Origin of the sequence: Herbiconiux flava (genome assembly GCF_013409865.1) — a bacterium.
Lineage (GTDB): Bacteria > Actinomycetota > Actinomycetes > Actinomycetales > Microbacteriaceae > Herbiconiux > Herbiconiux flava.
Map to the genome: position 1 here is coordinate 2,328,500 of NZ_JACCBM010000001.1, position 26,196 is coordinate 2,354,695.

At 73.1% G+C, this 26,196-nt stretch carries 24 protein-coding genes; 15 read left to right on the plus strand and 9 right to left on the minus strand.

All coding sequences use genetic code 11. The features are described 5' to 3' along the window. Positions 1–193: 193 nt before the first annotated feature. Positions 194–1,594 (plus strand): anthranilate synthase component I family protein, encoded by a 1,401-nt coding sequence (locus BJ984_RS11260; protein WP_179548099.1) that lies wholly within the window; start codon positions 194–196, stop codon positions 1,592–1,594. 19 nt (positions 1,595–1,613) lie between these two features. Here the strand turns inward: BJ984_RS11260 and BJ984_RS11265 are convergent, their stop codons facing one another. Genes BJ984_RS11265 through BJ984_RS11280 form a run of 4 tightly spaced genes read right to left on the minus strand, consistent with a single transcriptional unit; the run spans position 1,614 to position 4,932 of the window. Next, positions 1,614–2,099 carry an SRPBCC family protein gene (locus tag BJ984_RS11265; protein WP_179548100.1) on the minus strand — a complete coding sequence of 162 codons (486 nt, stop codon included), beginning with the start codon at positions 2,097–2,099 and terminating at the stop codon, positions 1,614–1,616. 15 nt (positions 2,100–2,114) lie between these two features. After that, positions 2,115–2,516: an ArsR/SmtB family transcription factor gene (locus BJ984_RS11270; RefSeq protein ID WP_179548101.1), complete on the minus strand. Its 402-nt coding sequence runs from the start codon at positions 2,514–2,516 to the stop codon at positions 2,115–2,117. Positions 2,517–2,563: 47 nt separating this feature from the next. Then, positions 2,564–4,183, minus strand: a complete 1,620-nt coding sequence (locus tag BJ984_RS19115) for a polysaccharide deacetylase family protein (RefSeq protein WP_179548102.1) — start codon at positions 4,181–4,183, stop codon at positions 2,564–2,566. Further along, positions 4,180–4,932: a hypothetical protein gene (locus BJ984_RS11280; protein WP_179548103.1), complete on the minus strand. Its 753-nt coding sequence runs from the start codon at positions 4,930–4,932 to the stop codon at positions 4,180–4,182. The genes BJ984_RS19115 and BJ984_RS11280 overlap by 4 nt, the downstream gene beginning before the upstream one ends. 259 nt (positions 4,933–5,191) lie before the next feature. On the opposite strand from BJ984_RS11280, the gene BJ984_RS11285 reads away from it, so the two are divergent. From BJ984_RS11285 to BJ984_RS18945, 6 genes are all read left to right on the plus strand, one after another. Then, positions 5,192–5,776, plus strand: a complete 585-nt coding sequence (locus tag BJ984_RS11285; protein ID WP_179548104.1) for a cupin domain-containing protein — start codon at positions 5,192–5,194, stop codon at positions 5,774–5,776. Positions 5,777–6,076: 300 nt separating this feature from the next. Further along, on the plus strand, positions 6,077–7,276 hold the full coding sequence (locus tag BJ984_RS11290; RefSeq protein WP_179548105.1) for a hypothetical protein: 1,200 nt from the start codon (positions 6,077–6,079) through the stop codon (positions 7,274–7,276). Beyond that, positions 7,273–7,881, plus strand: coding sequence for a hypothetical protein (locus tag BJ984_RS11295; RefSeq protein WP_179548106.1), 609 nt, complete (start codon positions 7,273–7,275; stop codon positions 7,879–7,881). The genes BJ984_RS11290 and BJ984_RS11295 overlap by 4 nt, the downstream gene beginning before the upstream one ends. Positions 7,882–7,916: 35 nt before the next feature. Further along, entirely contained in the window at positions 7,917–8,486 is a 570-nt protein-coding gene (locus tag BJ984_RS11300; protein ID WP_179548107.1) for a hypothetical protein, read from the plus strand. 194 nt (positions 8,487–8,680) lie between these two features. Continuing rightward, positions 8,681–11,221, plus strand: a complete 2,541-nt coding sequence (locus BJ984_RS11305; RefSeq protein WP_179548108.1) for a glycoside hydrolase domain-containing protein — start codon at positions 8,681–8,683, stop codon at positions 11,219–11,221. Then, positions 11,218–12,513 carry a glycosyltransferase gene (locus tag BJ984_RS18945; protein WP_179548109.1) on the plus strand — a complete coding sequence of 432 codons (1,296 nt, stop codon included), beginning with the start codon at positions 11,218–11,220 and terminating at the stop codon, positions 12,511–12,513. The genes BJ984_RS11305 and BJ984_RS18945 overlap by 4 nt, the downstream gene beginning before the upstream one ends. 115 nt (positions 12,514–12,628) lie before the next feature. Here BJ984_RS18945 and BJ984_RS11315 read toward each other — a convergent pair whose 3' ends face one another. Both BJ984_RS11315 and BJ984_RS11320 read right to left on the minus strand, forming a co-directional pair. Continuing rightward, positions 12,629–14,221, minus strand: a complete 1,593-nt coding sequence (locus BJ984_RS11315) for an MDR family MFS transporter (RefSeq protein ID WP_179548110.1) — start codon at positions 14,219–14,221, stop codon at positions 12,629–12,631. A gap of 259 nt (positions 14,222–14,480) precedes the next feature. Beyond that, entirely contained in the window at positions 14,481–15,113 is a 633-nt protein-coding gene (locus BJ984_RS11320) for a TetR/AcrR family transcriptional regulator (RefSeq protein ID WP_179548111.1), read from the minus strand. A gap of 80 nt (positions 15,114–15,193) precedes the next feature. On the opposite strand from BJ984_RS11320, the gene BJ984_RS11325 reads away from it, so the two are divergent. The 6 genes from BJ984_RS11325 (at position 15,194) to BJ984_RS11350 (ending at position 19,643) form a co-directional block, all read left to right on the plus strand. Next, on the plus strand, positions 15,194–15,619 hold the full coding sequence (locus BJ984_RS11325; RefSeq protein ID WP_179548112.1) for a hypothetical protein: 426 nt from the start codon (positions 15,194–15,196) through the stop codon (positions 15,617–15,619). 86 nt (positions 15,620–15,705) lie between these two features. Beyond that, positions 15,706–16,341 carry a hypothetical protein gene (locus BJ984_RS11330; protein ID WP_173180672.1) on the plus strand — a complete coding sequence of 212 codons (636 nt, stop codon included), beginning with the start codon at positions 15,706–15,708 and terminating at the stop codon, positions 16,339–16,341. A gap of 74 nt (positions 16,342–16,415) precedes the next feature. Continuing rightward, on the plus strand, positions 16,416–17,327 hold the full coding sequence (locus BJ984_RS11335; protein ID WP_179548113.1) for a nucleotidyltransferase family protein: 912 nt from the start codon (positions 16,416–16,418) through the stop codon (positions 17,325–17,327). A gap of 71 nt (positions 17,328–17,398) precedes the next feature. Next, entirely contained in the window at positions 17,399–18,370 is a 972-nt protein-coding gene (locus tag BJ984_RS11340) for a diacylglycerol/lipid kinase family protein (protein WP_179548114.1), read from the plus strand. Between the two features lie 100 nt (positions 18,371–18,470). Continuing rightward, complete coding sequence (locus tag BJ984_RS11345) at positions 18,471–18,827, plus strand: hypothetical protein (protein ID WP_179548115.1); 357 nt, start codon at positions 18,471–18,473, stop codon at positions 18,825–18,827. A gap of 51 nt (positions 18,828–18,878) precedes the next feature. Continuing rightward, complete coding sequence (locus BJ984_RS11350) at positions 18,879–19,643, plus strand: DUF429 domain-containing protein (RefSeq protein ID WP_179548116.1); 765 nt, start codon at positions 18,879–18,881, stop codon at positions 19,641–19,643. Between the two features lie 33 nt (positions 19,644–19,676). On the opposite strand, the gene BJ984_RS11355 is transcribed toward BJ984_RS11350, so the two are convergent. Together BJ984_RS11355 and BJ984_RS11360 are read right to left on the minus strand one after the other, a co-directional pair. Continuing rightward, positions 19,677–21,083, minus strand: a complete 1,407-nt coding sequence (locus tag BJ984_RS11355; protein WP_179548117.1) for an LssY C-terminal domain-containing protein — start codon at positions 21,081–21,083, stop codon at positions 19,677–19,679. Positions 21,084–21,199: 116 nt separating this feature from the next. After that, positions 21,200–21,952, minus strand: coding sequence for a class I SAM-dependent methyltransferase (locus BJ984_RS11360; RefSeq protein WP_179548118.1), 753 nt, complete (start codon positions 21,950–21,952; stop codon positions 21,200–21,202). A 114-nt stretch (positions 21,953–22,066) separates the two neighbouring features. Here BJ984_RS11360 and BJ984_RS11365 point away from each other — a divergent pair, with 114 nt between their 5' ends. After that, complete coding sequence (locus BJ984_RS11365) at positions 22,067–24,004, plus strand: cellulase family glycosylhydrolase (protein WP_271206591.1); 1,938 nt, start codon at positions 22,067–22,069, stop codon at positions 24,002–24,004. A 54-nt stretch (positions 24,005–24,058) separates the two neighbouring features. On the opposite strand, the gene BJ984_RS11370 is transcribed toward BJ984_RS11365, so the two are convergent. Further along, on the minus strand, positions 24,059–25,285 hold the full coding sequence (locus tag BJ984_RS11370; RefSeq protein WP_218870045.1) for a geranylgeranyl reductase family protein: 1,227 nt from the start codon (positions 25,283–25,285) through the stop codon (positions 24,059–24,061). A 74-nt stretch (positions 25,286–25,359) separates the two neighbouring features. Between BJ984_RS11370 and BJ984_RS11375 the strand changes: the two genes are divergently transcribed. After that, positions 25,360–26,163, plus strand: coding sequence for an oxygenase MpaB family protein (locus tag BJ984_RS11375; RefSeq protein ID WP_179548119.1), 804 nt, complete (start codon positions 25,360–25,362; stop codon positions 26,161–26,163). Positions 26,164–26,196: the final 33 nt, after the last annotated feature.

Consider the following 26,196-nt stretch of genomic DNA (forward strand, 5'->3'; position numbering starts at 1 on the left):
GGGCGTGAGCGGGTACCGGGTGGTAGTACTGCGTACAGTAATCAGCTCTCCTGGGAAGGTACTGGGGTGGGCGGCCCGAGAACGACCCGATGAGGGGCCGGATGCGCCTCCCGGCTCGGCCCGTTCGCCGACCCTCGGCCCACTGACCGGCCCCCGACCGGCTCCCGGGCTCCGGGCATGGCAGACTCGGGGCATGGCACCGCGGCTGCTGCGTCACCGCGTCGCGGGCGTCTCGACCCTCGATCCCGCCACCGTCTTCCGGGCTCTCCACGGCGACCCGGCCTCCGACGCCTTCTGGTTCGACGATGCCCGCGGCTGGAGCATCATCGGAACCGGCCCCCGCTGGCAGTTCCACGGCCCGCTTCTGCCGGCGCTCGCCGCCCGAGAGCAGGCCTGGCGCGACGACCCGCTGACGGTCGACGCCGACGTGGAGGCACCTCCCTTCCGCCCCGGTCTCGTCGGCTGGCTGGGCTACGGGGTCTCCCGCGAGACGATGGGGGTTCCGGATGCGCGTCCCACCCGTCATCCCGACGCCGCCTTCCTCCTGGTCGACCGCGCTGTGGCCCTGGGTCCTCTGATCGAGGGGGAGCGGCGCATCGAGCTGCTCGCCGCGGCGCCCTCGTGGACGGGCGAGCTCGACGCCTGGCGCCGCCGCACCGATGACGACCTCTGCGCCCTGATCCGAACGCCGTCCCGCCCCGAGCCCGCACTCCCGGACCGTCCGAGCGTGCGCTGGCGCGATACCCGCGCCGAGTACCTCGCCGCCGTGCGCGCCTGCCAGGCGACCATCACCCGGGGGGACGCGTACGTGCTCAACCTGTCGACCGAGATCGAGGTGACCACCGCATCCGGAACCGGCTTCGACCCCCTCGACGTCTACGACCGGCTGCGCGCGATCTCGCCCGCGCCGCACGGCGGGGTGCTGCGGATCGGTGGCGTCACCCTGCTCAGCTCGTCGCCCGAGCGCTTCGTTCGCGTCGCCGACGGTCGCGTCTCGACGCACCCCGTGAAGGGAACGCGACGACGGTCGGGGGACGCGCGCGCCGACGCCGCGCTGCGCGCCGACCTCGCGGCGAGCATCAAGGAACGGGCCGAGAACGTGATGATCGTCGACCTGATGCGCAACGACCTGGCGCGGGTGAGCGTGCCGGGCGGTGTGGAGGTGACGTCATTGCTCGAGGTGGAGACGCACCCGCAGGTGCATCAGCTGGTGAGTGCGGTCGAGGCGCGGCTGCGCCCCGGGGCGGGGGTGGCCGAGGTGCTGGCGGCGGCGTTCCCGGCGGGGTCGATGACGGGGGCGCCGAAGCGGAGCGCGGTCGAGATCCTGGATGCACTCGAGCAGCGGGCCCGCGGTCTCTACGCCGGCGCCTTCGGCTGGATCGGGCGCGACGGCAGTGCCGACCTCGGGATGACGATCCGCTCGATCGTGCTCGACGCGCCCGCACCCGGATCGCTGCCCACGAGGGCCACGATCGGCGTCGGGGGCGGTGTGACCGCGCTCTCCATTCCCGAGGAGGAATACGACGAGGTGCTGCTCAAGGCAGACGCCCTGCTCGATGCTCTCAGGGCGCCCCGGCCGCCCGCCCACGGCTGAGCACCGCGACGGCTGAGGCCTACTCGCGCAGCAGGGCGTCGATCTGCCCCATCGCCTCGCGCATCCCCTCGTCCATGCCCATGGCGAGCAACTGCTCGAGCTGCTCCAGCGAAGCGAACGTCGAGACGACAGTCATGGTCGTGGTGCCGTCTTTCTCCTCGAGGGTCGCGACGGCGTGCGTCACCGGCATCGACGGGTCAGGGCGACCCTCGGCATCCGCGAAGCCGTCCTCCCACTCGAAGCGCTCGGTGGGTGACACGTCGATCGCGCGCCACCAGCCGCCCGCCTCGGTGCCGTCGGGGCCGGTCATCACGTAGTGCGACTCGCCTCCCGCGACGAAGTCGTGCCGCCGGAACGTCGCCGGCCAGCTCGGCGGCCCCCACCAGCGCTCGAGCTGCCGCGGATCTTCCCAGACCTGCCAGACGCGGGCGGCCGGCGCGTCGAACTCGGCGACGAGGGTGAGGGTGAGCGCGTCGGTGTCGCGCTCGGTGCTGATGACCGGCATGGTCGGTTCCTTCCTTCAGGGGTGGGTATCGGTGTCGTTCGTGGGGTCGTCGGATGCTCGTTCCGCCGGTGGCCCGTCGAGCAGCAGGTCGATCCGGCCGACGCGGTCGCGCCAGAGCCGCTCGAACTCGGCGAGCAGGCCCGAGGCCTGAGCGATCCGCTCCACCCGTGCGTGGACGAGCTGCTCCTTCCCGAACCGGTGCTTCTCGACGAGCCCGCAGCGATCGAGCACCGTCACGTGCTTCTGCACCGCGGCGAAGCTCATCTCGTAGCGCTGGGCGAGGGCGCTGATCGACTGGGGGCCGGTCAGCGTGCGCCGCAGGATGTCGCGCCGCGTGCCGTCGGCGAGCGCACGGAAGACGGCGTCGGCATCGCTGTCGCCGAGGCGGGGTGGGGGATCGATCGTTCGTGCAACCATTTGGTTGTACGTTAGACCGCGGCGGCGATTGCGTCAAGACCCGTCGCTCAGCCTGCGCGAGTCGTGGTGTGCGGTGCCGGCGTGCCGCCCAGCAGCTGCTCGAGGGTGACGAGGGTGAAGCCCCGTCCGAGCAGCCCGTCCAGGATGGCCGGTGTCATCCGAGCCGTGTTCTCGTGCACGTCGTGCAGCAGCACGATGTCTCCGGGGTCGACGCCCGTGACGGCCCGGCCGAGCAGCACGTCGTCGTCGGGGAGCTGCCAGTCGAGGGTGTCGACCGTCCAGAGGATGGCGGGCAGCGCGGTGTCGCCGAGCACCCGTGGATCGACCGCGCCGTAGGGCGGCCGGAAGGTGGTGGGCGAGGCGCCGATCGTGGCCTTGATCAGGACGCTGGTGCGCTCGAGCTGCGACTTCACCTCCTCGTCGGGGAGTTTCGTCAGGTCGGGGTGGTTCCAGGTGTGGTTGCCGATCTGGTGGCCCTCCGCGTCGGCGCGCACGAGCATCCCGCGATTCTGCTCGACCCGGTAGCCCTGCACGAAGAAGGTTGCCGCTGCTCGGCGCTCGGCGAGGGCATCCAGCACCGCGCCGGTGTGCTGGCCGGGGCCGTCGTCGAAGGTGACGGCGACGCAGGCGAAGACCGTGCAGTCGACGGTCTCGTCGCCGCGCGGGCTCGCGGCGGGCAGGCTGAGCGGGGCGCCCGAGGTGAGGGCCGCCTGCACCTGGCGGCCCTGCTCGCTGAGCAACGGGGTGGCGAGGGCGGCAGGCACGGAGACGACGTGCGGCCGGCCGATCTCGGCGCTGGCCGCGGCGAGGGCGTCGAGCTCGGGCACCGTGAAGCCGGCCGCGACCCGCACGGTGAGGGAGCCGTCGGCGCCGAGAGCGAGGTGCGAGAAGAGGTCGCGCAGCTGATCGGGCGCGAAGTCGTCGGCGCTCTGCACCATCTCGGGCCGCATCGCCCCCGCTTCGATCTTCAGTGCCTGCACGGTGTCGCGGAGCAGCTGACGGAGCCCGTCGTCACTGAGGAACGCCTCGCTCGTCACCGTGAACGCGCCCGAGGTCTCCGCGAAGTAGACCGTCGTCTCGTCGGACGTGACCTGCCCGGCGGTCGACGTCAGGATGCGCAGCGCCTGGGCGATCACCGTGCCCGCGCCGGCGACGACCTCGCAGGTGATCGTGAGCGTCGGCGCCCCCGCCTGCGCCGGCGGAGTGAAGGCCGGGTCGGCCAGCAGCTCGGCGGCCGGGCGCGACGTCGATCCGGCGACGCAGCCCCGCGCCTCGGGCGGAAGTCCGGGTGCATCGGCGGCCGGCACCCAGGCGACGCCCGTCGCCGCCGCGTGCTCGGTGACGGCGCCCAGCACGCGCTCGCGCAGCATCGCCGTGAAGCCGGCGTCGCCCGGGATCTCGGCCCACCGAACTGCCACCGGCGAGGCCGGGTCGGCACTGTAGAGCAGGCGGGTGTCGAGGCCGGTGGCGGTCTGGGGCGCGGCGGGCGAGGTTCCGGATGCGGTGGTCGCCCCGTCGTCGACGCTCACGTCCACCACGGCCGGCTGGGCCTCCCGCGGCACCCACGGCCCGGACGCCGGCGGCACGCTCGCGCACCCCGCCAGCACTCCCGCCGACGCCACCATCAGGACGGCGGCCGTGACGCCCGCGCTCGCCCGCCGCCTCACCGCTCATCCCGTCCGCCGCGAGCCGCCGGAATGCTGCCGTCGGGCGTCGGGGTTCCGCTCGGCCTGCGGGTGACGGCGGCGGTCGCGGCGAGGTCGGCGGTCACCGTGCGGTAGCGGGCGGCATCGGCGGTCGCCACCGTGGCGACGAGGGCGAGCGCCGGCGCCCCGGCGGGCGGGTGCGGCGGAACAACGAGCGCGACCGTCGTGGTGCGACCGCCGTGGACGACGTCGGCGTAGCTCACGGTCGCACCGCTCACCAGCGTCTCGTGGCTCCACTCGGCGGTCACTCCTGCCGCGCCGGACGAGCCGGTTCCGGTGGACGCAGCATCCGTCGACGTCGCGCCGCCGGTGCGGGCGAGCAGGGCGCCGAGCGCCTCCGGGTCGAGCGCGACGGGCGAGGTGGGGGCTGCGGCGTCGGACGGCCGAGCGGCGGGCTCGAGCGTGAGCACGAGGCGGTAGGCGTCGTCGGGGGAGACGAGGGTCTGAGCATCCGCCGGCAGGAAGGGGCCGACGCCGAGCAGCAGCCAGCCCTCGCCGAGCGTCACGGTGGCGGACGTCGCGGCGTCGTGCACCGTCACTGCGGCGTCGGACGCCGTGAGCCGTTCGCGCGGAGTGCCGGCCAGCACGGGCGGGAGCAGCCAGACGGCGAGCGCCGCGCCGGCGCCGAGCAGGAGCGCCAGCACGCCGCCGATCACGGCGACCACGCGGCCGGGCGAGCGGCGGTGCTCGAGGAGCTCTCTGCTGGACATCCGACCGTTCCCGGGTTCGTGGTTCGACGGCGGCGCGGGGCCACGGTGCCGGGACGCGCACCCGGCACGGCCGCCCGAGGCCGGCGTGTGCCGCATCCGCCCCCAGGGTAGGGGAGACGGGTGTCGAGCAGACGGCGGCGCGACGCACCGCACCCGAACTGGGGGTCGGGCATCCCCGCCGCTCGGGCCGCGCCTCTGCCAGCATGAGGGCACGCCGGGGCGCCGTGAGCGGCTCGCCGTACGACCGGTCGGAGGACCCATGACGCTCGCCCCGCACCGCTCCCCTCGTGCCGCCCTGCGTTGGGCGTCGGTCGTGTCGGGTCTGGCTCTGCTGCTGGCGGTCTCCGGATGCACGGCGGCAGCCTCCTCGGATGCCGCCGCATCATCCGCCCCGGCCACACCGGCGGCCACCGCTCCGGTCGACGCGACCCCGACCCCCGCGCCTCCCGCGACCGACGCGCCGATCGTCGTGGAGGAGCTCGGCAAGGGCGAGCAGGACGCCGCCGTGGACGTGGAGGTCGCCGGCCCGACCCAGGTGGCGTTCCGGCGGATCACGATCAAGCCGGGCGCCGGCACCGGCGAGCACTGCCACGCCGGCCAGCTCGTCGCCGTGGTGGAGCAGGGCGAGCTCACCCACTACGCGCCGATCTACCCGGGCGGGGTGCACGTGTACGAGACGGGTGACTCGATCGTGGAGGGCGAGGGCTACGTGCACGAGGGGATCAACGAGGGCACCGAGGACGTGGTGCTGCTCGTGACCTACGTGATCGCCGAGGGGCAGCCGCTCGCGCAGACCGACCTCACCCAGTGCGACCCCCTGGCGACGCCGCTCCCCACCCCCTGACCTCACCCGGGTAGCACCGCTCCTCCCGACCGACCCGCCTCGCTGACCCCCGCTGCCGCCCGGCCTGCCGCTGCCCGTCGAGTCTGCCGCGCGATTCGCCGTGGCGCGCGCGCAGGCGCGGTGACGGGTCTCCTCGTCGTCCCCGGGACGACCCTGCACCCGACCCCCGACATCCGGAGTCGCCGCGAAAAAAGAATCAGAGGATTAATCAAGAAAGCATGCGGCACGAACGCCATATGTGTCTAAGCTGTGCATGCGGACAGGCCGGGGGAACGGTTCACTCCGATGAAAGGTCACTCGATGTCACGACTCCACCGACCCCTGCTGCGGCGCGCCTCCGCGGCGCTGGCCGTGGTCGCGACCGCTGCGGCGGCCACCCTGATCACCCTCCCGGCAAGCGCGAGCGCGGGCGCGCTCGCGGCCAACACCAGTCCACCCCTCTCCGACCCCGCAGCCGTCATCGCCCAGGTCGCCCCCGAGCTCCTGACCGAGACGAGCCGCCCGCCGACGACCGCCGAGGCCGATGCCATCGCGGCCGAGCAGGGAGCCCGTCCGTTCGAGCTGCGGCTCTCGACCGGCGACGGCGCCCCCGTCGTCGACCTCTCGCCCCCGCAGACGGAGGGTGCCGGCCTCCCGATCTCCCTCACCATCGACGACGCGCACGGCCCGGCGGCACGAGGCCAGGGCGACGCGGGCATCGACTCGTTCGCGATCGGACAGAACGCCGCCGCCTACGTGCAGCCGCTGATGAACGGCGTGCGCCTGCTGACCGCCCTCACCGGCCCCGCGGCGGGCAGCGAGTTCGACTACACCTTCGACCTCCCCGACGGCACCACGCGCACTCAGCTCCCCGACGGCGACACCCTGCTCGCCGACGCCGCCCACCACTACATCGGCACCCTCGCCGCCCCCTGGGCGCGCGACGCGGCGGGCCGCGAGCTGCCGACCCGCTACGAGTGGTCGGGCGACACCCTCACTCAGCACGTCGACCTCGACGCCCAGACGGCCTACCCGGTGCTGCTCGACCCCAACTGGTACTACTCCTACGACTTCTCGGCCGCGCTCCCGCTCTACAGCGCCCGCTACCCGAAGGCCACCGAGCTCGCCGCCAGCCACCTCCTGCACACCTGCTTCAACTGCTCCTTCCCGATCTTCGGCGCCCCGCGCGGCTACCCCGTCGACGGCCAGGTGCTGAACCTGAACGCGAGCCCGTTCTCGCTGCAGGCCTTCGCCGCCCCGGTCAAGGTGCAGACGGCCAACGGCGGCGCGATGCAGTTCGTCGCCCTGCCCGGCCACTTCGACGGAGCCGGCTCGCTCATCACCTTCTCCTGGTACAACGACCCGAGCGGCTACCTTCATCTCTATGTGCACGCGATGGTCAAGGTCGACAACGGTCCGACGGTGAACATCGCCAACTCCCGCGTCGCCGGGGCCAACTGGATGCTCTTCTGGCAGCGCGTCGCCGACCACGCCGGCGCCTCGGGCGGCGGCGGTGTGTGACCTCGTCTGAGGCGCGGCGCCCGGGCATCGCACTGCGCGGTTCCCGGGCGCCCGCCGCGTTCTTCGCCCTGCTCGCAATCGCGGGCGGGATCGTGGAAGGTGCCTTCTTCGGGTCGTTCTTCGCTCTCATCGCCTTCCTGCCTCCACAGCTCTTCGACCCGTCGAGCGCTGGCGGCACCGGGTCGGCCGGGCTGACGTCCACCGCGCTGCTGATCGGCGCGGCCGTCGGAGCCGTCTCGGGCGGCTTCCTCGCGGTGCCGGCCGCGCTCGGGCTGCTGCTCGCCTGGGCGCTCCGGCTCGCGGCGCCGTGGGCGGTCGGGCTCGCGTCCGCGGGGCTGGTGCTCGGGCTCTGGGCCTACCTGTTCGTGCTCTTCCCGCCGGATCCGCAGTTGATCGCCCTGGCGGCAGCCGCCCTCCTGCACGCCGTCGCCGGGCTCGTGGTGATCGACGGCCTCGGGCGCCGGTGGCCCGACGCACAGCGCCCCGGCCCGAGGCGGCAAGACCGGAAGCGGCCGGAGCCGCCCCACCCCCGACCACCGCAGGCCGGGCCACCGCACCCCGGGCCGCGCTGGCCCGACGCACAGGGGCAGGGGAGCATCCGGTAACACGGGCGAAACGGGGCGACCGGTAGCGTCGTCGTATGAACGGCACCACCGGGGGCACCGAGCAGGGCGACGCGGCCGTGGCGGCCGGGCTCGACTCCCTGCTCGCGGGCACGGTGGCGGCCTTGCGGCGAGCGGATGCGCGCACCGAGGCCCTCGCCCGGTTCGACGAGCGGCGCGCGATCCTCGGCATCCGGCGCGGCCCGGTGATGACGCCGCTCGGTCGCGTGTGGCGGCTCGGCGTGCTCCTCCTCGACACGGATGCGCAACTGCACGGCGTCGGCCGGGTCACCCGCGCGATCGAGCCCGGCCGCGTCACGAACCAGAACCCGCGGGCCGAGGAGCGCCGCGACTACCGGCGCGCCGCTCACGGACGCTTCGCCGACGGCGACACCGTGAACTTCGACACCGTCGAGCTCGCCCTCGATCCGTCGACGCTGCGCGCTCAGGCGGCGGCGGTCCAGGCGGGCGACCGCACGCCGCTGCTGATCCTCCGCGGCGACACGGTCGCCGTGCGCTGGAACGCCCAGCCCGGCGAGAACGCCTTCACCCCGCTCGGCCCGTACCTCGCCGAACGCGCCGAGCTGCTCACCGCGCCGCCGCCCTGACCCGACCCCGAGACGAACACGAGGAGCCCCATGGAACCGCACCGCACCAGGCCGTCGCATCCGTTCGCCGTCCGTCCACCTTCGGTTAACCGCGCGGTACCCGGTGGAACCTACGCTCCGACGATCACCGCCACCGCAGGCACGACCGACACCGCCGGCCACGAGCCCGCCCGATCCCGAAGGAGCCCCCGCGCATGATCGACCGCGTCGACCCCTTCATCGGCACCGAGGCCACCGCCCTCCCGCCCCAGACCGGCCTCGCCGCGACCTGGTGGTGGCCGAAGCCCCAGATCGGCAACACCCACCCGGGCGCCACCTACCCGCTCGGCATGGTCTCGGCCTGCGCCTACTCGGGCGGCTACCCCACGGGCTACGGTCGCTACGACCTCAGCCTCGAGGGCGTGCCGAGCACGATCCACGACACCCTGCTGGCCAGCGGCTTCACGCACTTCCAGCAGTCGGGTACCGGCGCCATCCGCAAGTACTACAACTACTTCCGGGTCACGCCGATGGTCGAGCCGCTCGACGTGCTCGGCCGCAGCTGGGACATCACGGACGAGACCGCCGCCCCCGGGTACTACTCCGCCACCCTCGACTCGGGGGTCACCGCCGAGATCACGGTGGGCCCGAAGAGCGCCGTGCACCGCTACACCTTCCCGAAGCACGCGAACGCCCGCGTGGTGATCGACTTCTCGCTCGGCGGACTCGGCATCCCCTACGGCGCCACCATCCCGCTGCGGGCGAACCTCGAGACCCTCGAGCCCGGCGTCGCGCGCGGTGAGATCGTCGCGGAGGGCGCCCCGATCGCGGTGCACATCGAGTGCGACACCCCGCAGTGGCGCCAGATGCTCTGGTACGACCGGCGCCTGATGCCGGGCGGCACGAAGCTGGCGCTCGACCACATCCGGCCGACGACCCTGCGCCCCTTCGGCCTGATGTGGGCGGGGCCGAGCGAGCCCGGCCAGACCATCGAGCTGCGCATCGGCTTCTCGCTGCGCGGGGTCGAGCAGGCCGAGGCGAACCTCCGCGCCGACTGCGGCCCGGGCCCGGGGCGCTTCGACGCGCGCCGTGAGCGCACCCGCAAGACCTGGCGGAAGCACCTCAAGACGATCTCGGTCGATACCCCGAGCCCCGAGCGCAAGACGGTCTTCTCGACCGCGCTCTACCACTCGCTGATCAAGCCCTGCTTCGCGAACTCCGAGAGCCCGTTCTGGCCGAGCGAGGGGCCCTTCGCCTTCGACCTGTCGACGATGTGGGACATCTACCGCACCCAGCTGCCCCTGCTCATCACCCTGTTCCCCGACAAGGCCGTCGAGCTGGCGAATGCACTGTTGACGATCTGCGAGGAGGAGGGCAACTTCCCGATCGGCTACCGGCTCGCCCGCGGCGGTGATCGCTTCTCGCGGCAGGGCAGCGCGCTCGCGCACACCTTCCTGGCCGAGCTCTGCCAGGCCGGGCTGCCCGGGATCGACTGGGAGTGGGCGCTCGTGCACATGAGCGACGACCTGCGCCGCACCTACGGCGAGGAGTTCCTGCTGCGCGGGGAGGCGCATCCGATCAGCCACACCCTCGACCTCGCCTTCGGCTACTGGTGCACCGCCAAGGTCGCCCGGCACGTCGGCGACACCGCGCTCGCGGCGCAGTTCGAAGCGCTGGCCGCCCGCTGGATCAACGCGTACGACCCCGCCTCGGGCCTGCTGAAGGACTCGACCTACTACGAGGGCAGCCGCTACAACTACTCGTTCCGGCTGCAGCACGACATGGCCGGTCGCATCGAGGTCAGTGGCGGCCGCGACCGCTTCGTCGAGCAGCTCGACGCCTTCTTCGGCTACGGCGCCGAGCCCGTGGTGCAGCCGGGCAACAAGCCCGACGCCCAGGACCTGCTCGCGGGCTACGTGCTGGGCCGCTTCGAGGGGCTGAACAACGAGCCCGACATGGAGGCGCCCTGGGCCTACCACTACGCCGGCCGGCCCGACCGCACCGCCGAGATCGTGCAGAACATCGTGCACCAGCAGTTCGGCACGGGCCGCGGCGGGCTGCCGGGCAACGACGACTCGGGCGGGCTCAGCTCGTGGTTCGTCTGGGCGTCGCTCGGGGTGTTCCCGGTGGCGGGGCAGAACCTCTTCCTGGTGAACGCGCCGTCGTTCCGTGAGGCGACGGTGGCGGTGGCCGGGGGAGACTTCGTCATCCGCACCGAGAACTTCGTCGAGCCGGTGGCGGGCGGGCCGGTGCAGTACGTGCAGCGGATGTGGCTCGACGGGCATCCGCTCGATCGCAGCTGGCTGACGGGCGAGGAGTGGCACGGCGGCGGGGAGCTCGTCGTCGAGCTCGGGCCCGCGCCGAGCGAGTGGGGCACGCGTGACGTGCCGCCCTCGCACCCGGTCGCGGCCGGCGCCGCAGGGCCGACCTCCGCCGAGGCGGGAGCGGCGGCCGCCTTCGCGACGGCGCAGCAGGTGGCCTCCCTCGTGGCCGAGGCCCTCCAGACCGAGCCGTCCGAGCACCCCGAGGCGCTGCACGCCGAGCCGTCCGACCACCCCGAGGTTCGCAGCGAGGTCCCGGATGCTCCGCCCGCCGCCGCCCCGGAGGACACCCTCCAGCTTCCCAACGGCTCCGTCGAGACCGAGTCCGAACCCGACCTCGACGACGAACCCACCCCACCGACCCCGGCCGAACCGGCCACCCCACCGACCACCGAGCAGCCGGGCGCCGCCCGCACGACAGGAGACACCCCATGAACGCCATCCGCAACCGCCTGGTCATCGTGGTGCGCGCCGATCCGGTGATCTGCGGCCACTCGGTCGAGGGACGCAACCTCGCCGAGACGGCCCTCACCCGCGGCTTCGACGAGGTGCGCATCGTCACCTGGCCGATCGACCGCCTCGAGGCGGCCGGCCTTCCGCTCAAGCCGCTCGACTCCGTGCTGCCCTACAGCGACGGGATCATCGTCGAGCGCCCGGCCCCCGTCGGCGACTACAAGGTGCCCGACGGCCGCTACCTCGCCGGCATCACGGGCCGCCTCGTCGAGCTCTTCACCGACGGCGTGCCGACGGTCGCGCTCTCGCTCTACCTCAGCCCGCACACCATCGCGGTGGCCGACGCCGTGCGCGCCGCCTGGGGCACGGGCCTGCCGGTCGACGTCACCACCATCGCCGAGGCGGTCGGCAGCGACGTCACGAACGTGGTGCGCACGGCGGTCGAGGAGGGGCGGCTCGGGGCGGCCGCGCACATCCTCTCCTCCTACCTCTCGCAGGACCACTGCGTCGCCGTCTCGGAGTACACCCGCGACCTCATCATCAGCGAGGCCGAACGGGTCGACGAGCAGCACGGCACCCGCTTCGCCGACCAGTGCCGGGAGCGCATCGAGGTCTCCTACCCGGCGATCGACGCCGCCCAGTACCTCGACCTCGACCCGGGGGCGAAGGCCGCCGAGCTCGAGTCCCGAGGCCTCGTCGACGACGGCTACCTGCTCTTCCTCTCGCGGCTCACCGACGCGAAGGGCGTCGACGACCTGATCGCGGGCTTCGAGCGCAGCGAGGTCGGACGCACGACCGAACTGCCCCTGATGATCGCGGGCCGGGGGCCCCAGGCCGAGGCCCTGCAGGAGCTGGCGGCCGCCTCGCCGCTGGCCCACCGCATCCGCTTTCTCGACGACGTGGGCGATGCCGAGAAGCCGTACCTGATGGCCGGATGCGCGGCCTTCGTGCTCCCGTCGAAGCCCCGCCCCGAGTTCGTCGAGACCTTCGGCATCGCTCTGGCCGAGAAGATGCTCGCGGGCGGTGGCCCCGTGATCACGACCCTCACCGGAGGCATCGGCGAGGCCATCGGCGACCACGCCATCGTGGTGCCGGTGAACGACCCGGACGCGGTGGCCGCCGCCATCGACCGCGCCGTGCTGCACACGACCCCCGACCAGCGGCGGCAATGGGCCGACGAGGCCCGTGCCTACGCGCTCCAGTTCGACCGCCACGCGGTCTTCGACAAGCTCTTCGCCCGCTTCCCCCGCCCCGAACAGGTCCCGGCCACCTAAATCGAGCCGCCTCCGGCGTGCGGGGCTGAGTCGCGGGAAAGGGCTGCCGAACGGGCTGAGTCGCGCCGAAATGCAGCACTTCGGCGCGACTCAGCGGGGCCCGCCGCGGGGCGGGCTACGCCTCGGGGCGGACGACCGTGGTTTCGAGGGGGATCTCCTTGACGAAGCAGAGGAGGAGGGCCGCCACGAGCATCAGCGGCACCAGGTAGAGGTACACGGGGCTGAGCGCGTTCGAGTACGCCTCGACGATGATCGTGTGCACCTCGGGCGGCAGCGCGTTGATGGCGGCCGGGGTGAGGGCGTTGGTGTCGGTCGGCAGGGCGCCGCCTCCGCCGCCGAGCTGAGCCGCCGAGGAGGCGAGCTGGTCGGTCAGGCGGGCGACGAAGAGCGAGCCGACGACGGCGGAACCGAGCGAGGCGCCGATCTCGCGGAAGAAGTTGTTGCCCGCGGTGGCCGTTCCGACCATCGAGTGCGGCACCGAGTTCTGCACGATCAGCACGAGCACCTGCATCGCGAGTCCGATGCCGAGGCCGAGGATCGCGAGGTACACCAGCACCAGGCCGAGCGGGGTGTCGGCGCGCATGGTCGAGAACAGCACCAGGGCGCCGGCGACGACGAGGGAGCCCACGATGGGCATCCACTTGTAGCGGCCCGTCCTGGAGATCAGGAAGCCGCCGCCGATGCCGGTGACGAGGAGGCCCGCGAGCATCGGCAGGAGCATGAAGCCCGAGACGGTCGCGTTGACGTTGTTCACGATCTGCAGGAACGTCGGCATGTAGCCGATGGCGCCGAACATCGAGATGCCGATCGCGAGGCCGCCGAGGGTGGTGAGGGTGAAGTTGCGGTTGGCGAACAGCGACATCGGGATGACCGGCTCGGAGCTCCTCCGCTCGATCAGCACGAAGGCGACCGCCGCGACGACAGTCGCGATGATCAGGCCGATGATCTCGGGGGAGTTCCATTCGTACTCGGTGCCGCCCCAGGACGCGGTGAGCACCAGCGCCGACGCGGCGATCGCGAGGGTGATCATCCCGGCGACGTCGATCTTCGGGCGGGCGGCGCGGTTCAGCTTCGGCAGCTTGATCAGCGCCACGGCGGCGACGATGGCGGCGATGCCGAGGGGCACGTTGATCCAGAAGGCGTAGCGCCAGCTGAGGGTGTCGGTGAACAGGCCGCCGAGGAGGGGGCCGGCGACCGAGGAGAGGCCGAAGACGGCGCCGATGAAGCCCATGTACTTGCCGCGGTCGCGGGCGGGGATGACGTCGGCGATGATCGCCTGCGAGAGGATCATCAATCCGCCGCCACCGAGGCCCTGGATGAACCGGCCGGCGATCAGCCACTCCATCGACATGGCGAAACCGCCGATCGCGGAGCCGAAGACGAAGATGCTGAGCGCGATGACGAAGAGCGACTTGCGGCCGATCAGGTCGCCGACCTTGCCGTAGACCGGCATCACGATGGTCGAGGCGAGGATGTACGCGGTCGCCACCCAGAGCATGTGGTTGACGCCGTCGAGCTCGCCGACGATGGTCGGCAGCGCGGTGCCCAGGATGGTCTGGTCGAGCGCCGAGAGCAGCATGGCGACGAGCAGCGCGGCGAAGATCAGGTTGACGCGGCGCTTGGTGAGGCCGGTGGACTCGGCCGGGTCGGGGGCGGAGGTTCCGGAGGCGGAGACGGCGGCGCCGTTCACGTCGGGGTTGGCGGTCATGGGTTCCTCGGGGTCGTGTGGCTCGTGAGAGCGGGTCGGGCAGGGCGGGAGTCGAGCGCGGTGGGGCGATGGGGCGAGGGCGGTGGAGCGCGGCGGAGCGGTGGATCGCGGGGCGGGGCGAACGAGGTGGGGCGGTGGAGCGAGGTGAGGCGGTGGAGCGCGGGGCGGGGCGAACGAGGTGGGGCGGTGGAGCGAGGTGGGGCGGCGGAGCGCGGTGGGGCGGTGGGGCGAGGGCGGAGGTTGAGCGCGGGGGGCCGGGTCAGGCGTCGCGGGCGACCGCGCGCAGGGTGCGGAAGGCGATGGTTATGTGGTCGGCGACGGGGGCGCCCGAGCCGGAGTCGCGGCTCCAGCGCTGCATTGCGAGCCGGAGCACCGCGCCCATCAGCGTGACCACGGCCCACGCGCGGTCGTCGCGCTCGCCGGGCGCCACGACGCCCTCCTCGTCGAGCAGCCGGCGGGTGACCGCGACGAGCTCGGCCTCGATGTCGCCCATGGTCTGGAAGTCGCGGGCGAGCAGGTGCGGGTTCTCGAGCAGCACGTGCCGCTTCTTGGCCTGGAAGTCGGTCGTGCCGAGCTCGATCGAGCCGAGCTCCTGCACCACGCCGTCGAGCAGCGTCTCGACGATCGAGCGGCCGGGCCGCTGCGTCAGCTCGAGGAACTGCGAGCGGGGAAAGGCGCGCGAGACGCCGAGCACCGCGTCCTCCTTGCTCGCGTAATAGTTGAAGAAGGTGCGGCTGGTGACGTCGGCCCGGGCGCTGATGGCCTCGATCGTCGCCTCGCCGAGCGACTGCTCGGCGGCCAGCTCGACCGCCGCCACCTCGATGGCCCGCGCGGTCTCGCGCTTCTTGCGCTCGCGCAGCCCGGGCGGAGCCGACGGGGATTCGATCGTCATGGGGCAATGCTTGCACACGGTAAAACTTTTCGCAATGCGAAAGAAAGCGACCGACCGGGTGTCGCCGTACTGTCGAGGGAATGGATGCGTGCTCCCGCCTGTGCTCACTGGTCGCGGCGATCGACGAGGGGGCCCCGGCGCGCTGGTCGACGCGCCGCTTCCTCGTGGAGGTCGGTCGCGCGGGCGCCGGGGTGCGTCTCGGTCCGCTCTGGATGCTCGACGCGGCGACCGGGGGTCGCAACGTCATCCGGGGCCGCGGCTTCGCCCCGGAGTACGACGACGCCACTCGCGGGCAGGCCCGGCACTTCGCGGGGATCGTGGCGGTGGCCGCGCGGGTAGGGCCCCGGGCGGCGCGCTGGGCGAGCATCCGGATCGGTGGTGACCGACCTGACACCGCTGACGGGCACCTGACGGATGCGGCGGTCGAGTTCACCCGCCTGCTGCGGTCGGGTGCGCTCCCGCGCTCCGAGGCGGCGGACTGGCTGCGCGAGCGGCTCTGCGCCTGAGGCGGACGCGGCGCGGCGGACCGGCTGCGCGAGCGGCTCTGCGCCCGGGCCCCCGAGCGATTAAGCTGAGGTCGAGGAGGCGCACCATGGCACGGCGGCGAGCGAAGAGACCTCGCTGGCTGGCGAGCGGTGCGCCGATCGCGCCACCGGAGCCGCTGTCGGCCGACGAGATCGACGCGGCCATCGCCGACGGGCTGCTGATCGCCCGGTTCTCGGCCGTGCTGGCGCTGAAGAACCGGCTGATCGTGTCGGCGCTCCGCGACGACGAGTCGTTCGACCGCGCGCGGGCGGCCGAGGCGGCGCGCGAGGTGCTGCAGGAGCTCGCCGAGGAGCAGGAGAACAACCTCGACCACGCCCTCGAGGTGATCGAGGAGGCGCAGAGCGACCGCGGGGTCGCCCGGCACCAGCACGACTACAAGGCGCGCGACCTCGAGCTGCTGTCGGCGAGGCGTCGGGTGTACCGCGACGTGGCCGACAGCATCCGTCGTGACGCCGCCGACGACGTCGCCGTGGCGCTGCTCGTCGACGACGCCCGCAAGCGCGCCTGGGAGGAGATCTCGCGCGAGATCGAGGCGCGGCTCGACCAGGTGCGGGCCACGTCGAACCTGGTGGTCGACGAGGAGTACCGCCGGCACCGGGCCGAGCGAATGCGGCGGGTGCGCGAGTTCGACCTCTGGGAGCTCGAGGACAGCCGGGCCCTCAAGGCGCGCCGCCGCCGCTGACCCGAGGGGCCGCGCGCGAGGCCGCCGCCGCGCGCGCCTCCGCCGGAGTAGGTTCGTCCTCGGGAGGTCGAGCCGTGCCGGATGATGTCGCCGAAGCCATACGGTCGTACGGCGACGCGCTGACGCCGTCGTCGATCGTGGTCGACGAGACGCGGCTGCTGCGAGCGCACGTCGGCGGGGCGTTGCTGCACAGCCCGCGGGTGCGCCGCATCCTCGACACCGGCTCGTTCGCGCACGGCACCGCCGTCGCGGGCCGCAGCCGCCTCGACTGCCTCGTCGTGCTCGAGGGATCGAAGCCGCGCACGCTGCCCAAGGCCATCGACGCCCTGCGGGCGGCTCTCGTCGAAGGGGCCGGCTCGACCGGTGCCCCCGCGTCGGCGCTCGGCGTCTTCGCCTCGCGACTCGAGAACGGCGACTCGCTCGTCATCGACCGCCCCGGCACGGCGGGGCTCCGGCTGATCCCCTCCTACGAGGCGAGGGACGCCGGCGCCGTCGACACCGTCTGGGTGCCCGACGCCGCGCACCGCTGGGTGCCGCACCTCCCGGGTTCTCGCGAGCTGCTGCTCTCGCGGATCGACGACGACGGCGCGCTGCGGGCGCTGATCCGGCTGCTGATCGCGTGGAAGCACGAGCACGGCATCGGCATCACCTCCTACTACCTCGAGACGGTCGCCCTCCGCCAGGCGCTGCAGCAGCGCTCGTTCAGCCTGCTCTGGGACGTCTGCTGGGTCTGGGAGCGGCTCGCGAACGACGGACTGCTGCCGCTGCCCGATCTGACCAGCCCCACCGGAACGCAGCGGGTGCTGCCCAAGGCGTCGCTCGCCCGGTCGATCGAGGAGCAGTTCGCCGTCGAGCGGGCCGCCTCCACCGCCCGCGCGGCGATCAACGCCTACATGGACGGCGACGCCGAGCAGGTGGGGCGCTGCCTCCGGGCCCTGTTCGGGCCGGGGTTCCCCGGTCTCGGCGAGCAGGGGCTGGGGGAGTAGACACCAGGGCGGGGAACGCCGGCGCGAGCAAGGGCTGGGGGAGCAGCGGGCCCCCTGGTACGGTCACGAAGATGACCGCACCCCGAGCAGCGCTCGTCTACAACCCCATCAAAGTCGACCTCGACGCGCTGAAGGCCGCCGTCGCCGCCCAGGAGGCCGAGTCCGGCTGGGCCGAGACCCTCTGGCTCGAGACCTCCGTCGACGACCCGGGCCAGGGACCCACGAAGAAGGCGCTCGAGGAGGAGGTCGACCTCGTGATCGCCGCGGGCGGCGACGGCACGGTGCGCGCCGTGGCCGAGGTGCTCGGCGGCACGGGCGTGCCGATCGGGCTGCTCCCGTCCGGCACGGGCAACCTGCTCGCGCGCAACCTCGACCTCACGCTGGACGACGTCGAGAACGCGCTGCAGACAGCGTTCGGCGGCACCGAGCGGGCCATCGATCTCGGGCAGGTGCGCATCCGTCATGAAGACGAGAAGGTGACCCAGCACGCCTACCTCGTGATGGTCGGCCTCGGTCTCGACGCCAAGATGCTGGCCGCCACCGACGACGAGCTGAAGGCGAAGGTCGGCTGGCTGGCCTACGCGAAGGCGATCGCCACCGTGCTCCGCGACAAGAACCAGCTGCGGCTGCGCTACAGCCTCGACGGCAAGGCGCCGCGGAACGTCAGGGCGCACACGATCATGGTGGGCAACTGCGGGTCGCTGCCGGCGAACATCCTGCTGCTCCCCGACGCCGCGGTCGACGACGGCCTGTTCGACATCGTGCTGCTGCGGCCCGAGGGCTTCTTCGGCTGGCTCCAGATCATGGGCAAGATCTTCTGGGAGAACGGCGTGCTGCGGCGCACCGCGGCCGGCCGGCGGCTGATGGGCTCGGCGCGGGAGGTGCGTGCGCTGAACTACCTCCGCGGCAAGGAGCTCGTGCTGCGCCTGCGCCGCCCCGAGGAGATCGAGCTCGACGGTGACGGCTTCGGCACGGCGATCGCCATGAAGACGTGGATCGAGCCGGGTGCGCTGAAGGTGCGGGTGCCCGCCGACGCGAGTTGACGCATACACGAGCAGACACGATGTGACAACCCCGTAAAACCTGACGAACTTATTGCTAGTCTCTCTAATAATCAGTCATGGTTACACAGAAGGGCTCGTCATGGCACTGCTCACGAACATCACCGCGGTGCGCGCACCGCGCATAGAGGAGTCCGCTTCTGTCCCGACCATCGCGACTCCGCTCAGCTGGGCGACGCCCGAGTCGAAGCTCTGGATCGCCTCCCGCAACGGCGAGTACGCCGGCATGATCGAGTACACCGAGGGCCACTTCCTGGCCACGGGCGCCACGGGGTTCGACCTCGGCGGCTTCAGCGGTCTCGGCCAGGCCATGTCGGCCGTCGACCGCGGGCCGATCGCGGGGCGCCTGCCCGTCGGCGTCCTCTCGAACGTCGCCATCGTCTCGGCGGTCGTGGCGCTCTCGATGGTGGGCATGGGCCTCACCGTCATCGCGGCCTGACCCCGGCTTGATCGCCTGCTGCACGCTCACGCGGCTTCTCTCGCGTCGGCCGTGCTGACCGCGGGGGTCGATCTCGCGGCCGAGACCGCCGGCACCGCCCTCGCCACCATCGAGTGGTCGTCGTCCGCGGCGGTGCTGCGGTCGCTCGAGACGGCGGTTCCGGATGCGCGGATCGCCGCCGTGGCCGAGACCGCCGTGTCGACGGGCATCGACTGCGCCTTCGGCTGGCCCGACGAGTTCGTCGAGTTCGTCGCGGCCCACGCCCGGGGCGAGCGAATCGCCGGCGAGCTCGCCGGCATGCCCTGGCGTCGCACCCTCGCCTACCGCGAGACCGACCGGGTGACCCGCGAGGTCACCGGACGCTGGCCGCTCAGCGTCTCGACCGACCGCCTCGGGCTCACCGCCATGCACTGCGCGGCCCTGCTCGAGTGCGTCGGCGACCGGATCGGCCCCGTCGACCGTTCGGGCGCGGGCCGGGTCGCCGAGGTGTATCCGGGGGCGTCGCTGCGGCTCTGGGGCTTCGGCACGCGCGGGTACAAGACTGACGCCTCGGTGCGGGCCGGTCTCCTGGCCGAATTCGGCGAGCGGATGCCCTGGCTCGAGCTCGGGGCGATGGCCGACCTGATGGTCGCCGACGACGACGCCTTCGACGCCGTGGTGGCGGCGCTCGTCGCACGGGCGCACGCCCTCGGACTCACGCCTCCGCCGCCCGCCCGGCACCTCGACAGCGCGCGCCGCGAGGGCTGGATCGCCCTGCCGCCCCGGGACCTCGCGGAGATCGCCCCTGCCGAGTGGCGCAGCGCCGACCCGCGCTGACCGCGCGATCAGCGCCGCCCGCCCGCGTCCCGCTCAGAGCGCCCGGCGCTCCGCCTTCTTCACCCGAGGCCGCCGCGCGTAGTCCCGCGCCCGCCCGCTCGACAGCGCGATCAGGATCAGGATGTCGAGCGACACCCCGATCAGGTTCGTGCCGAGCGTGATCTGCGCACCGCCCAGGTGATCGATCAGCGCGATCACGATGTTGATCGTGCTGAACAGCATCACGAGCACGCGGGCCACGTTGCTGCCGAAGAACATCAGCACTCCGAACAGCAGCTGCGCCAGCCCGAACAGCGCCGAGATCACCACCACGCCCCAGAGCACGACGTCCCGCGCATCCACCCCCGAGGGCACCACGTCACCGGTGTCGATGCTGATCAGGCCGCGCACACCCTGCCAGTCGAACACCACCGCGGCGATCACGAACAGCGGCGAGAAGGCGCGCAGCACCACGACGGCGGCGCCGAAGACGATCTGCGCCGGGCGCCGCACCGTCTTGTCGGGAACGGGCGACGCGTTCGGCCCGACGTGCGGCGTCGGCACCGGCGCGTGCGTCTCGGCGGCCGCCTCGGCCGTCGGCGTCACCGCGCGCAGGTCGATCACGGGCAGGTCGCCATCGGTCACGATGGCGTCGCCGCCACCGTTCCGCGAGTGGTAGCCGGTGGCGAAGTCCTTCAGAAGGTCGACCTCGGCCGCGGGCACCGACTGCTCGATCGTCGCGACGATGTGGTCGCGCTCGACGTCGGTGTTCTCGTCGATCTTGTGCGTGATCTGCAGCGTGAACAGCGAGAAGCCGACCGCACGGTCGTAGGTGCCCGCCGCCAGCCAGTCGACCTTGTGCCCGCCGGGCAGCAGCCAGTCGTCGGGGCAGCGCCAGAACCGCACGTGATGGCGCTTGGACGGGTTGCCCTTCACCTCCTGCTGGTAGGCGAAGTCCTGGTTGCGTCCGAACAGCATCAGCGGGCTCACCGGCGCCTCGTCGTAGCTCCGGCGCAGCACGGTGGATCGCACGATGCGCAGACCGCTGCCAAGGCTCAGGTCGTCGGCGCGGGTCCAGCCGGCGGCGCGCATGGCGGTGTGCAGCTGCTCCTCGGCGCCGAGCAGGCCGAGGTTCACCGGGTCGCCGAGCAGCCCGTCGCTCGTGCGGGTGCGGCCGATGAAGTAGTTCGGCACGTAGATGTTGGTCAGGATGCGGTGCAGCCGCGGCAGCGCGATGTAGGCCACGAGCACCCAGAACACGAGGTAGAACCACACCTGCGCCCAGCCCGAGTCGAAGCCCTGCGTGAGCACCAGGTAGGCCAGCCAGACGGCGGCGGCCCCGGCGATGACGAAGAAGAGGTTGTCGAGCACCGCGTTGATCGAGAAGCGGCGGATGCGCGTCCGCGGCCCGTGCCCGGGAACACGCTCGCCCACGGCGGCGGGGGCCTGCGTCTCGGGCATGCCCCCACGATAGCGGCCCGCCGTGTCACGCCGCGCGGCAGGCCCCGGACGTGACGGGGCGGCCGCGCATCCGCTCGGATCGGGCGGGTCGGATCGGGCGGGTCGGATCGGGCGGGTCAGATCGGGCGGGCGATCGTGACGCGCGTGAGGTACGGGAGCGGGTAGCGGTCGCGCCCCGCGAGGTCGGGGTGGGTGTCGAGCAGCTCGTCGAGGGCGGCGAGCAGTGCGGCCCGGGCCGGCTCGTCGAGCGCGATCACGCTGCTGCGGGAGGAGACGAGGGAGTGCAGGGCGGCGCGATCGAGCTCGTTCGTCCAGTGGAACTCGGCGTGCGCGTCGCGGCGCAGCGGTTCGGCCACCGGGGGAGCGACGGTCTCGTACTCGTCGGCGATCGAGGCACCGATCACCTCGGTCAGCCGCCGCACCCAGTCGACCGCCTCGTCGCGCACGTTCCAGACCAGCGCCAGCACGCCGCCCGGCCGCAGCACCCGCGCGGCCTCGCGCGACGCCGCCTCGACGTCGACCCAGTGCCACGACTGCGCGTACGTCACCACGTCGGCCGAGTCCTCACCGAGCGGCAGCTGCTCGCCGGTTCCCTCCACCGCGACGACGGTCGGCAGGTTCGCCGCCAGTCGCGCGCGCATCAGCCCGTCGGGCTCGACGGCGGTGACGGATGCGCTGCGCGCGACCAGCGACGCCGTGAACTTGCCCGTACCGGCTCCCACGTCGACCACGTCGGGCCGGGCGTCGTCGTCGGTGGCGGCGCGGGAGAGCAGCCACTCCACCGCGTCGTCGGGGTAGCCCGGCCGGCCGGCGTCATAGGCGGCGGCTTCGGTGCCGAAGCTCTGGGCGTACTGCGGATCCTTCGCCATGCGACCATCCTCGCACCCGGGGCGCGGTGGGCGGGTAGTCTCGTGCCAGCGGGCGGGTCCGCTGACGGGGTACAGCTGCGAGCGGGACGGCCGCGAGGCGACGAGGGGGACGACGTGGTGGGATGGCGGGCCGGCGCGGTCGCGATGCTGCTCGTCGCGGCCGTCGTGGGCACGGCATCGGTGGCCTCGGCCTCCGCTCTGCCCGGGAACGCGGCCTCTGCACTGCCCGGCGACGCCGCGCCCACCTCCTCACCGCGCCACAGCGGAACCGCGGGCCCCGGCCCCATCGGATCGGGGGAGCCCATGACGCCGCCACCCAGCGCACCGCAGGACGACCCGGCCACCGCGACCCCGGCCACCGCCGCCCCGGCGACCACCCCGGCGACCACCCCAGCACCCGGCCCGGCATCGGCCCCACCGCCGGTCGTCGGCGACCTCTCGGCCACCCTGCCCGGCCCGCTGCACACCGACGGCGGCCGCATCGTCACCGCCGACGGCAGCACCTACGTGATCAAGGGCATCTCGTGGTTCGGTATGGAGACCACCAACTGCGCCCCGCACGGCCTCTGGTCGATCAGCCTCGACGCCGGGCTGGCGCAGATCGCGTCGCTGGGGTTCAACACGATCCGGCTGCCGTTCTCGAACGAGTGCCTCGCGCAGCCCGTGACGACCTCGATCAACGCCTTCGAGAACCCCACCCTCGTCGATCTCACCCCGCTCGAGCTGATGGACGCCATCGTGCAGGCGGCGAAGTCCTACGGCCTGAACGTCATCCTCGACCGGCACCGGCCCGACTCGGCCGCGCAGTCCGACCTCTGGTACACCGAGCGCTTCCCCGAGGAGGCGTGGATCGCCGACTGGCAGATGCTCGCCGAGCGCTACCGCTCCGAGCCCTCGGTGATCGGGGTCGACCTGCACAACGAGCCGCACGGCGCCGCCTGCTGGGGCTGCGGCGACTCCTCGGTCGACTGGCGGGCCGCCGCCGAGCGCGCCGGAGACGCGGTGCTCGCCGTGAACCCCGAGCTGCTCGTCATCGTCGAGGGCGTCGAACGGCAGGGCTCGGGCGGCACCACCTGGTGGGGCGGCGGGCTGGCGGATGCGGGCAGCGACCTCGTCTCACTGGCCGTGCCCGACCGGGTCGTCTACTCGCCGCACGACTACCCCGCGTCGATCTACCCGCAGACGTGGTTCTCCGACCCGGCCTACCCGGCGAATCTGCCCGAGGTGTGGGACGCGAACTGGGGCTACCTCGCCCGCGAGGGCATCGCCCCCGTGCTCGTCGGCGAGTTCGGCTCGAAGCTGCAGACCACCAGCGACCGGCAATGGTTCGAGAACATCGTCTCCTACCTCGGATCGACCGGCATCAGCTTCTCGTACTGGTCCTTCAACCCCAACAGCGGCGACACCGGCGGCATCGTGCAGGACGACTGGGTCACACTCCAGGCCGAGAAGGTGGCGGCGCTCGTGCCGCTGCTCGGGCCGGGCTCGGCGGTCGCGCCGCACGCCGCGGCGCCCTCGGCCGGCGGGTCGTCGTCCTCTGCGCCCACGGCCACCCCGTCTCCCACTGCGGTTCCGGATGCTCAGCCCGGCACCCCCGGCACCGCCACTCCTTCGACCGCCGCTCCCGCCCGCCCCGCGACCCCCGGTTCCCGCATCGGCGGCACGGCCCGCGACGGCGCACCCGGACCGGTGACCGGCGCCCCCGGCTCCTCCGCCTCCACCCCGACCCCCACCACCCCGGGATCGGCGTCCGCCGACTACCTCTCGGCGGCCTGGGCGCTGCAGAGCACGTGGGACGAGGGCTACGTCGCCGAACTGAAGATCACCAACACGGGCGGCTCCACGGGCTGGACCGCGTCCTGGGCCGACCCCGGCGCGACCGCCGTGGTCAACGCGTGGGGCATGCGCTGCGAGCTCGCCGCCGGCGTGATCACCTGCACGGGCGCCGACTGGGGCACCTACATCGCGCCGGGCCAGACCATCACGGTCGGCGCCCAGGTGCAGTCGACGTCGACGCCGACGGCGCCCGCGGTCACCCTCACCGCGAAGTAGCTCGCGCCGCCGTCAGGCGAGGCGGCGAGCGACGGCGCGCGGAGCCGCCGGCCGTCAGGCGAGGCGGCGGGCTACCGCGCGCGCGATCGGGTGCCGCGCCACGCGGGCGAGCGAGGTCTCGCCGCGGCAGAAGCGCGCGAACCAGCGCGCGCCCCAGCGTGTCCGCAGCAGGGAGTGCACGAGGCCGCGACGCGTCTCGAAGAAGCGCAGCAGTTCGGCACCCAGCACCTGTTCGGGTTCGAGCGCCAGACGGACGCGCTCCGCGTAGGCGTCGAGGGCGGGCATCCGCTCGTCTGACGAGCCCACGGCTGCCGCACCTCTGGCGCTTTCCCCACGCCACGGGCCGACCGCCGCAGCGGCGGCCTCGCCCGCCCAGGTGCCGGAGCGGAGGGCGAACGAGATGCCCTCGCGGGTCCACGGTTCGAGGAGGCCGGCGGCGTCGCCCGCCACGAGCACGCGGCCCCGGCGCACGGGGGAGCCCGGCACCCGCCACTGCGTGAGGTGTCCCGAGGAGTGCAGCGTCTCGGCGTGCTCGAGCCCGAGATGGCGGCGCCAGGCGGCGAGGTACTCGCGGGTCTCGTCGGGTCGGCCCTTCCGCTGGATGACCCCCACCGTCAGCGAATCCCGCTTCGGGAAGACCCAGGCGTAGCTGCCGGCCGCGCCGCCCCAGTCGAGCCGCACGCGATCGCGCCAGGCGCGGGCGTCGGCGGGCATCGCGACCTCGTCCTCCAGCCCGAGGTCGACGCCGCCGATCTCGACGCCCACGTGCCGGGCGGTGCGCCCGCCCGTGCCGTCGGCGCCGATGACGACCCGGGCGGCCGCTGTCGCGGTGGCCGTGCGCACGAGCACCGGTCGGGCGGGGTCGTCATCCGCCTGGATCTCGCGCACCGCCACCCCGTCGACGAACACGGCCCCCGCCTCCGTCGCCGCCTCGACCAGCGCCTGATCGAACTCCGCCCGCCGCACCATCGCGAGGTACGGCGACGGCCGCCGCAGCACGAACGGCCGCGCGAAGCGGTCGGTCACGAGCGACGCGCGCACCCGCGACTCGATCGTGTGCCGGGCCGCCTCGGGCACGTACCGCAGCGACTCGCCGAGCAGCCCCCCGCCGCACGTCTTGTACCGCGGGAACGTCGCGCGGTCGACGAGCAGAACGGATGCTCCGCCCTCCGCCGCGGCCCGCGCCGCACTCGCCCCGGCCGGCCCCGCGCCGATCACGATCACGTCCCAGACGATGCGGTCGGCCGACCACTCGTGCGCAGACTCGACGTTCTCGGGCATGATCCCGAGCCTACGTGCCCCACGTCTCCATGCCCCTCACCTCCATGCCAGCGGCCGGTGGTAGCGTCGGCCGCATGGTCAGGCTCGCGGACATCGCGCCCGAGGGCATCCTGCTCGCCGGCGCCGGCCGGGCGATCCTGCTGCAGATCGCGATGCCGGGGGTCGGGTACGGCGTGGCGCGGCACAGCGACTTCGCATCGCGGCCGATGAGCCGCCTGAACGCCACGCTCAGCTACATCTACGCGCTCTCGAACGGCTCGGCCGACGACGTCCGCCGCATGCGCAAGGCCGTCAACCGTGCGCACGCGCCGGTGGCGAACCCGCCCCGCGGTCCCGCGGCCGGCCCGCCCGAAGCGACCGCCGATCCCCACTACGACGCGCGGGACCCGGAGCTGCAGCTGTGGGTGGCGGCCACGCTGTACGACACCGCGATCGCCGTGTACGAGCGGGTCTACGGGCCGCTCACGCCGGATGAGGCCGAGCGCGTGTACCGCGAGTACGCCGTGCTCGGCACCGCGCTGCAGATGCCGGCCGAGCTGTGGCCGGCCGACCGGGCAGCCTTCCACGCCTACTGGGAGGGGATGCTCCCGCAGTTGTCCGCCGACCCGCCCATCCGTGCCGTGGCTCGCGAGCTGCTGAGGGCCGAGAGGGCGGCGCTGCCGATCCGGGTTGCGATGCCGCTGGCCCGCTTCGCGACGATCGGCCTGCTGCCGCCGAGCGTGCGCACCCTCTTCGGCTTCCGCTGGACGCCTGTGCAGCAGCACCGCCTCGACCGCCTCTTCCGGGTCGTCGGTCCCGTCTACCGGCGCCTCCCGCGCGCCCTCCGCCACCTCCCGCAGCGCCGTTACCTCGCCACCCTGGCCCGCCGCTACCCCTGACGCGCCAGCCGCGCGCCGGGCTGCCGTCCGACG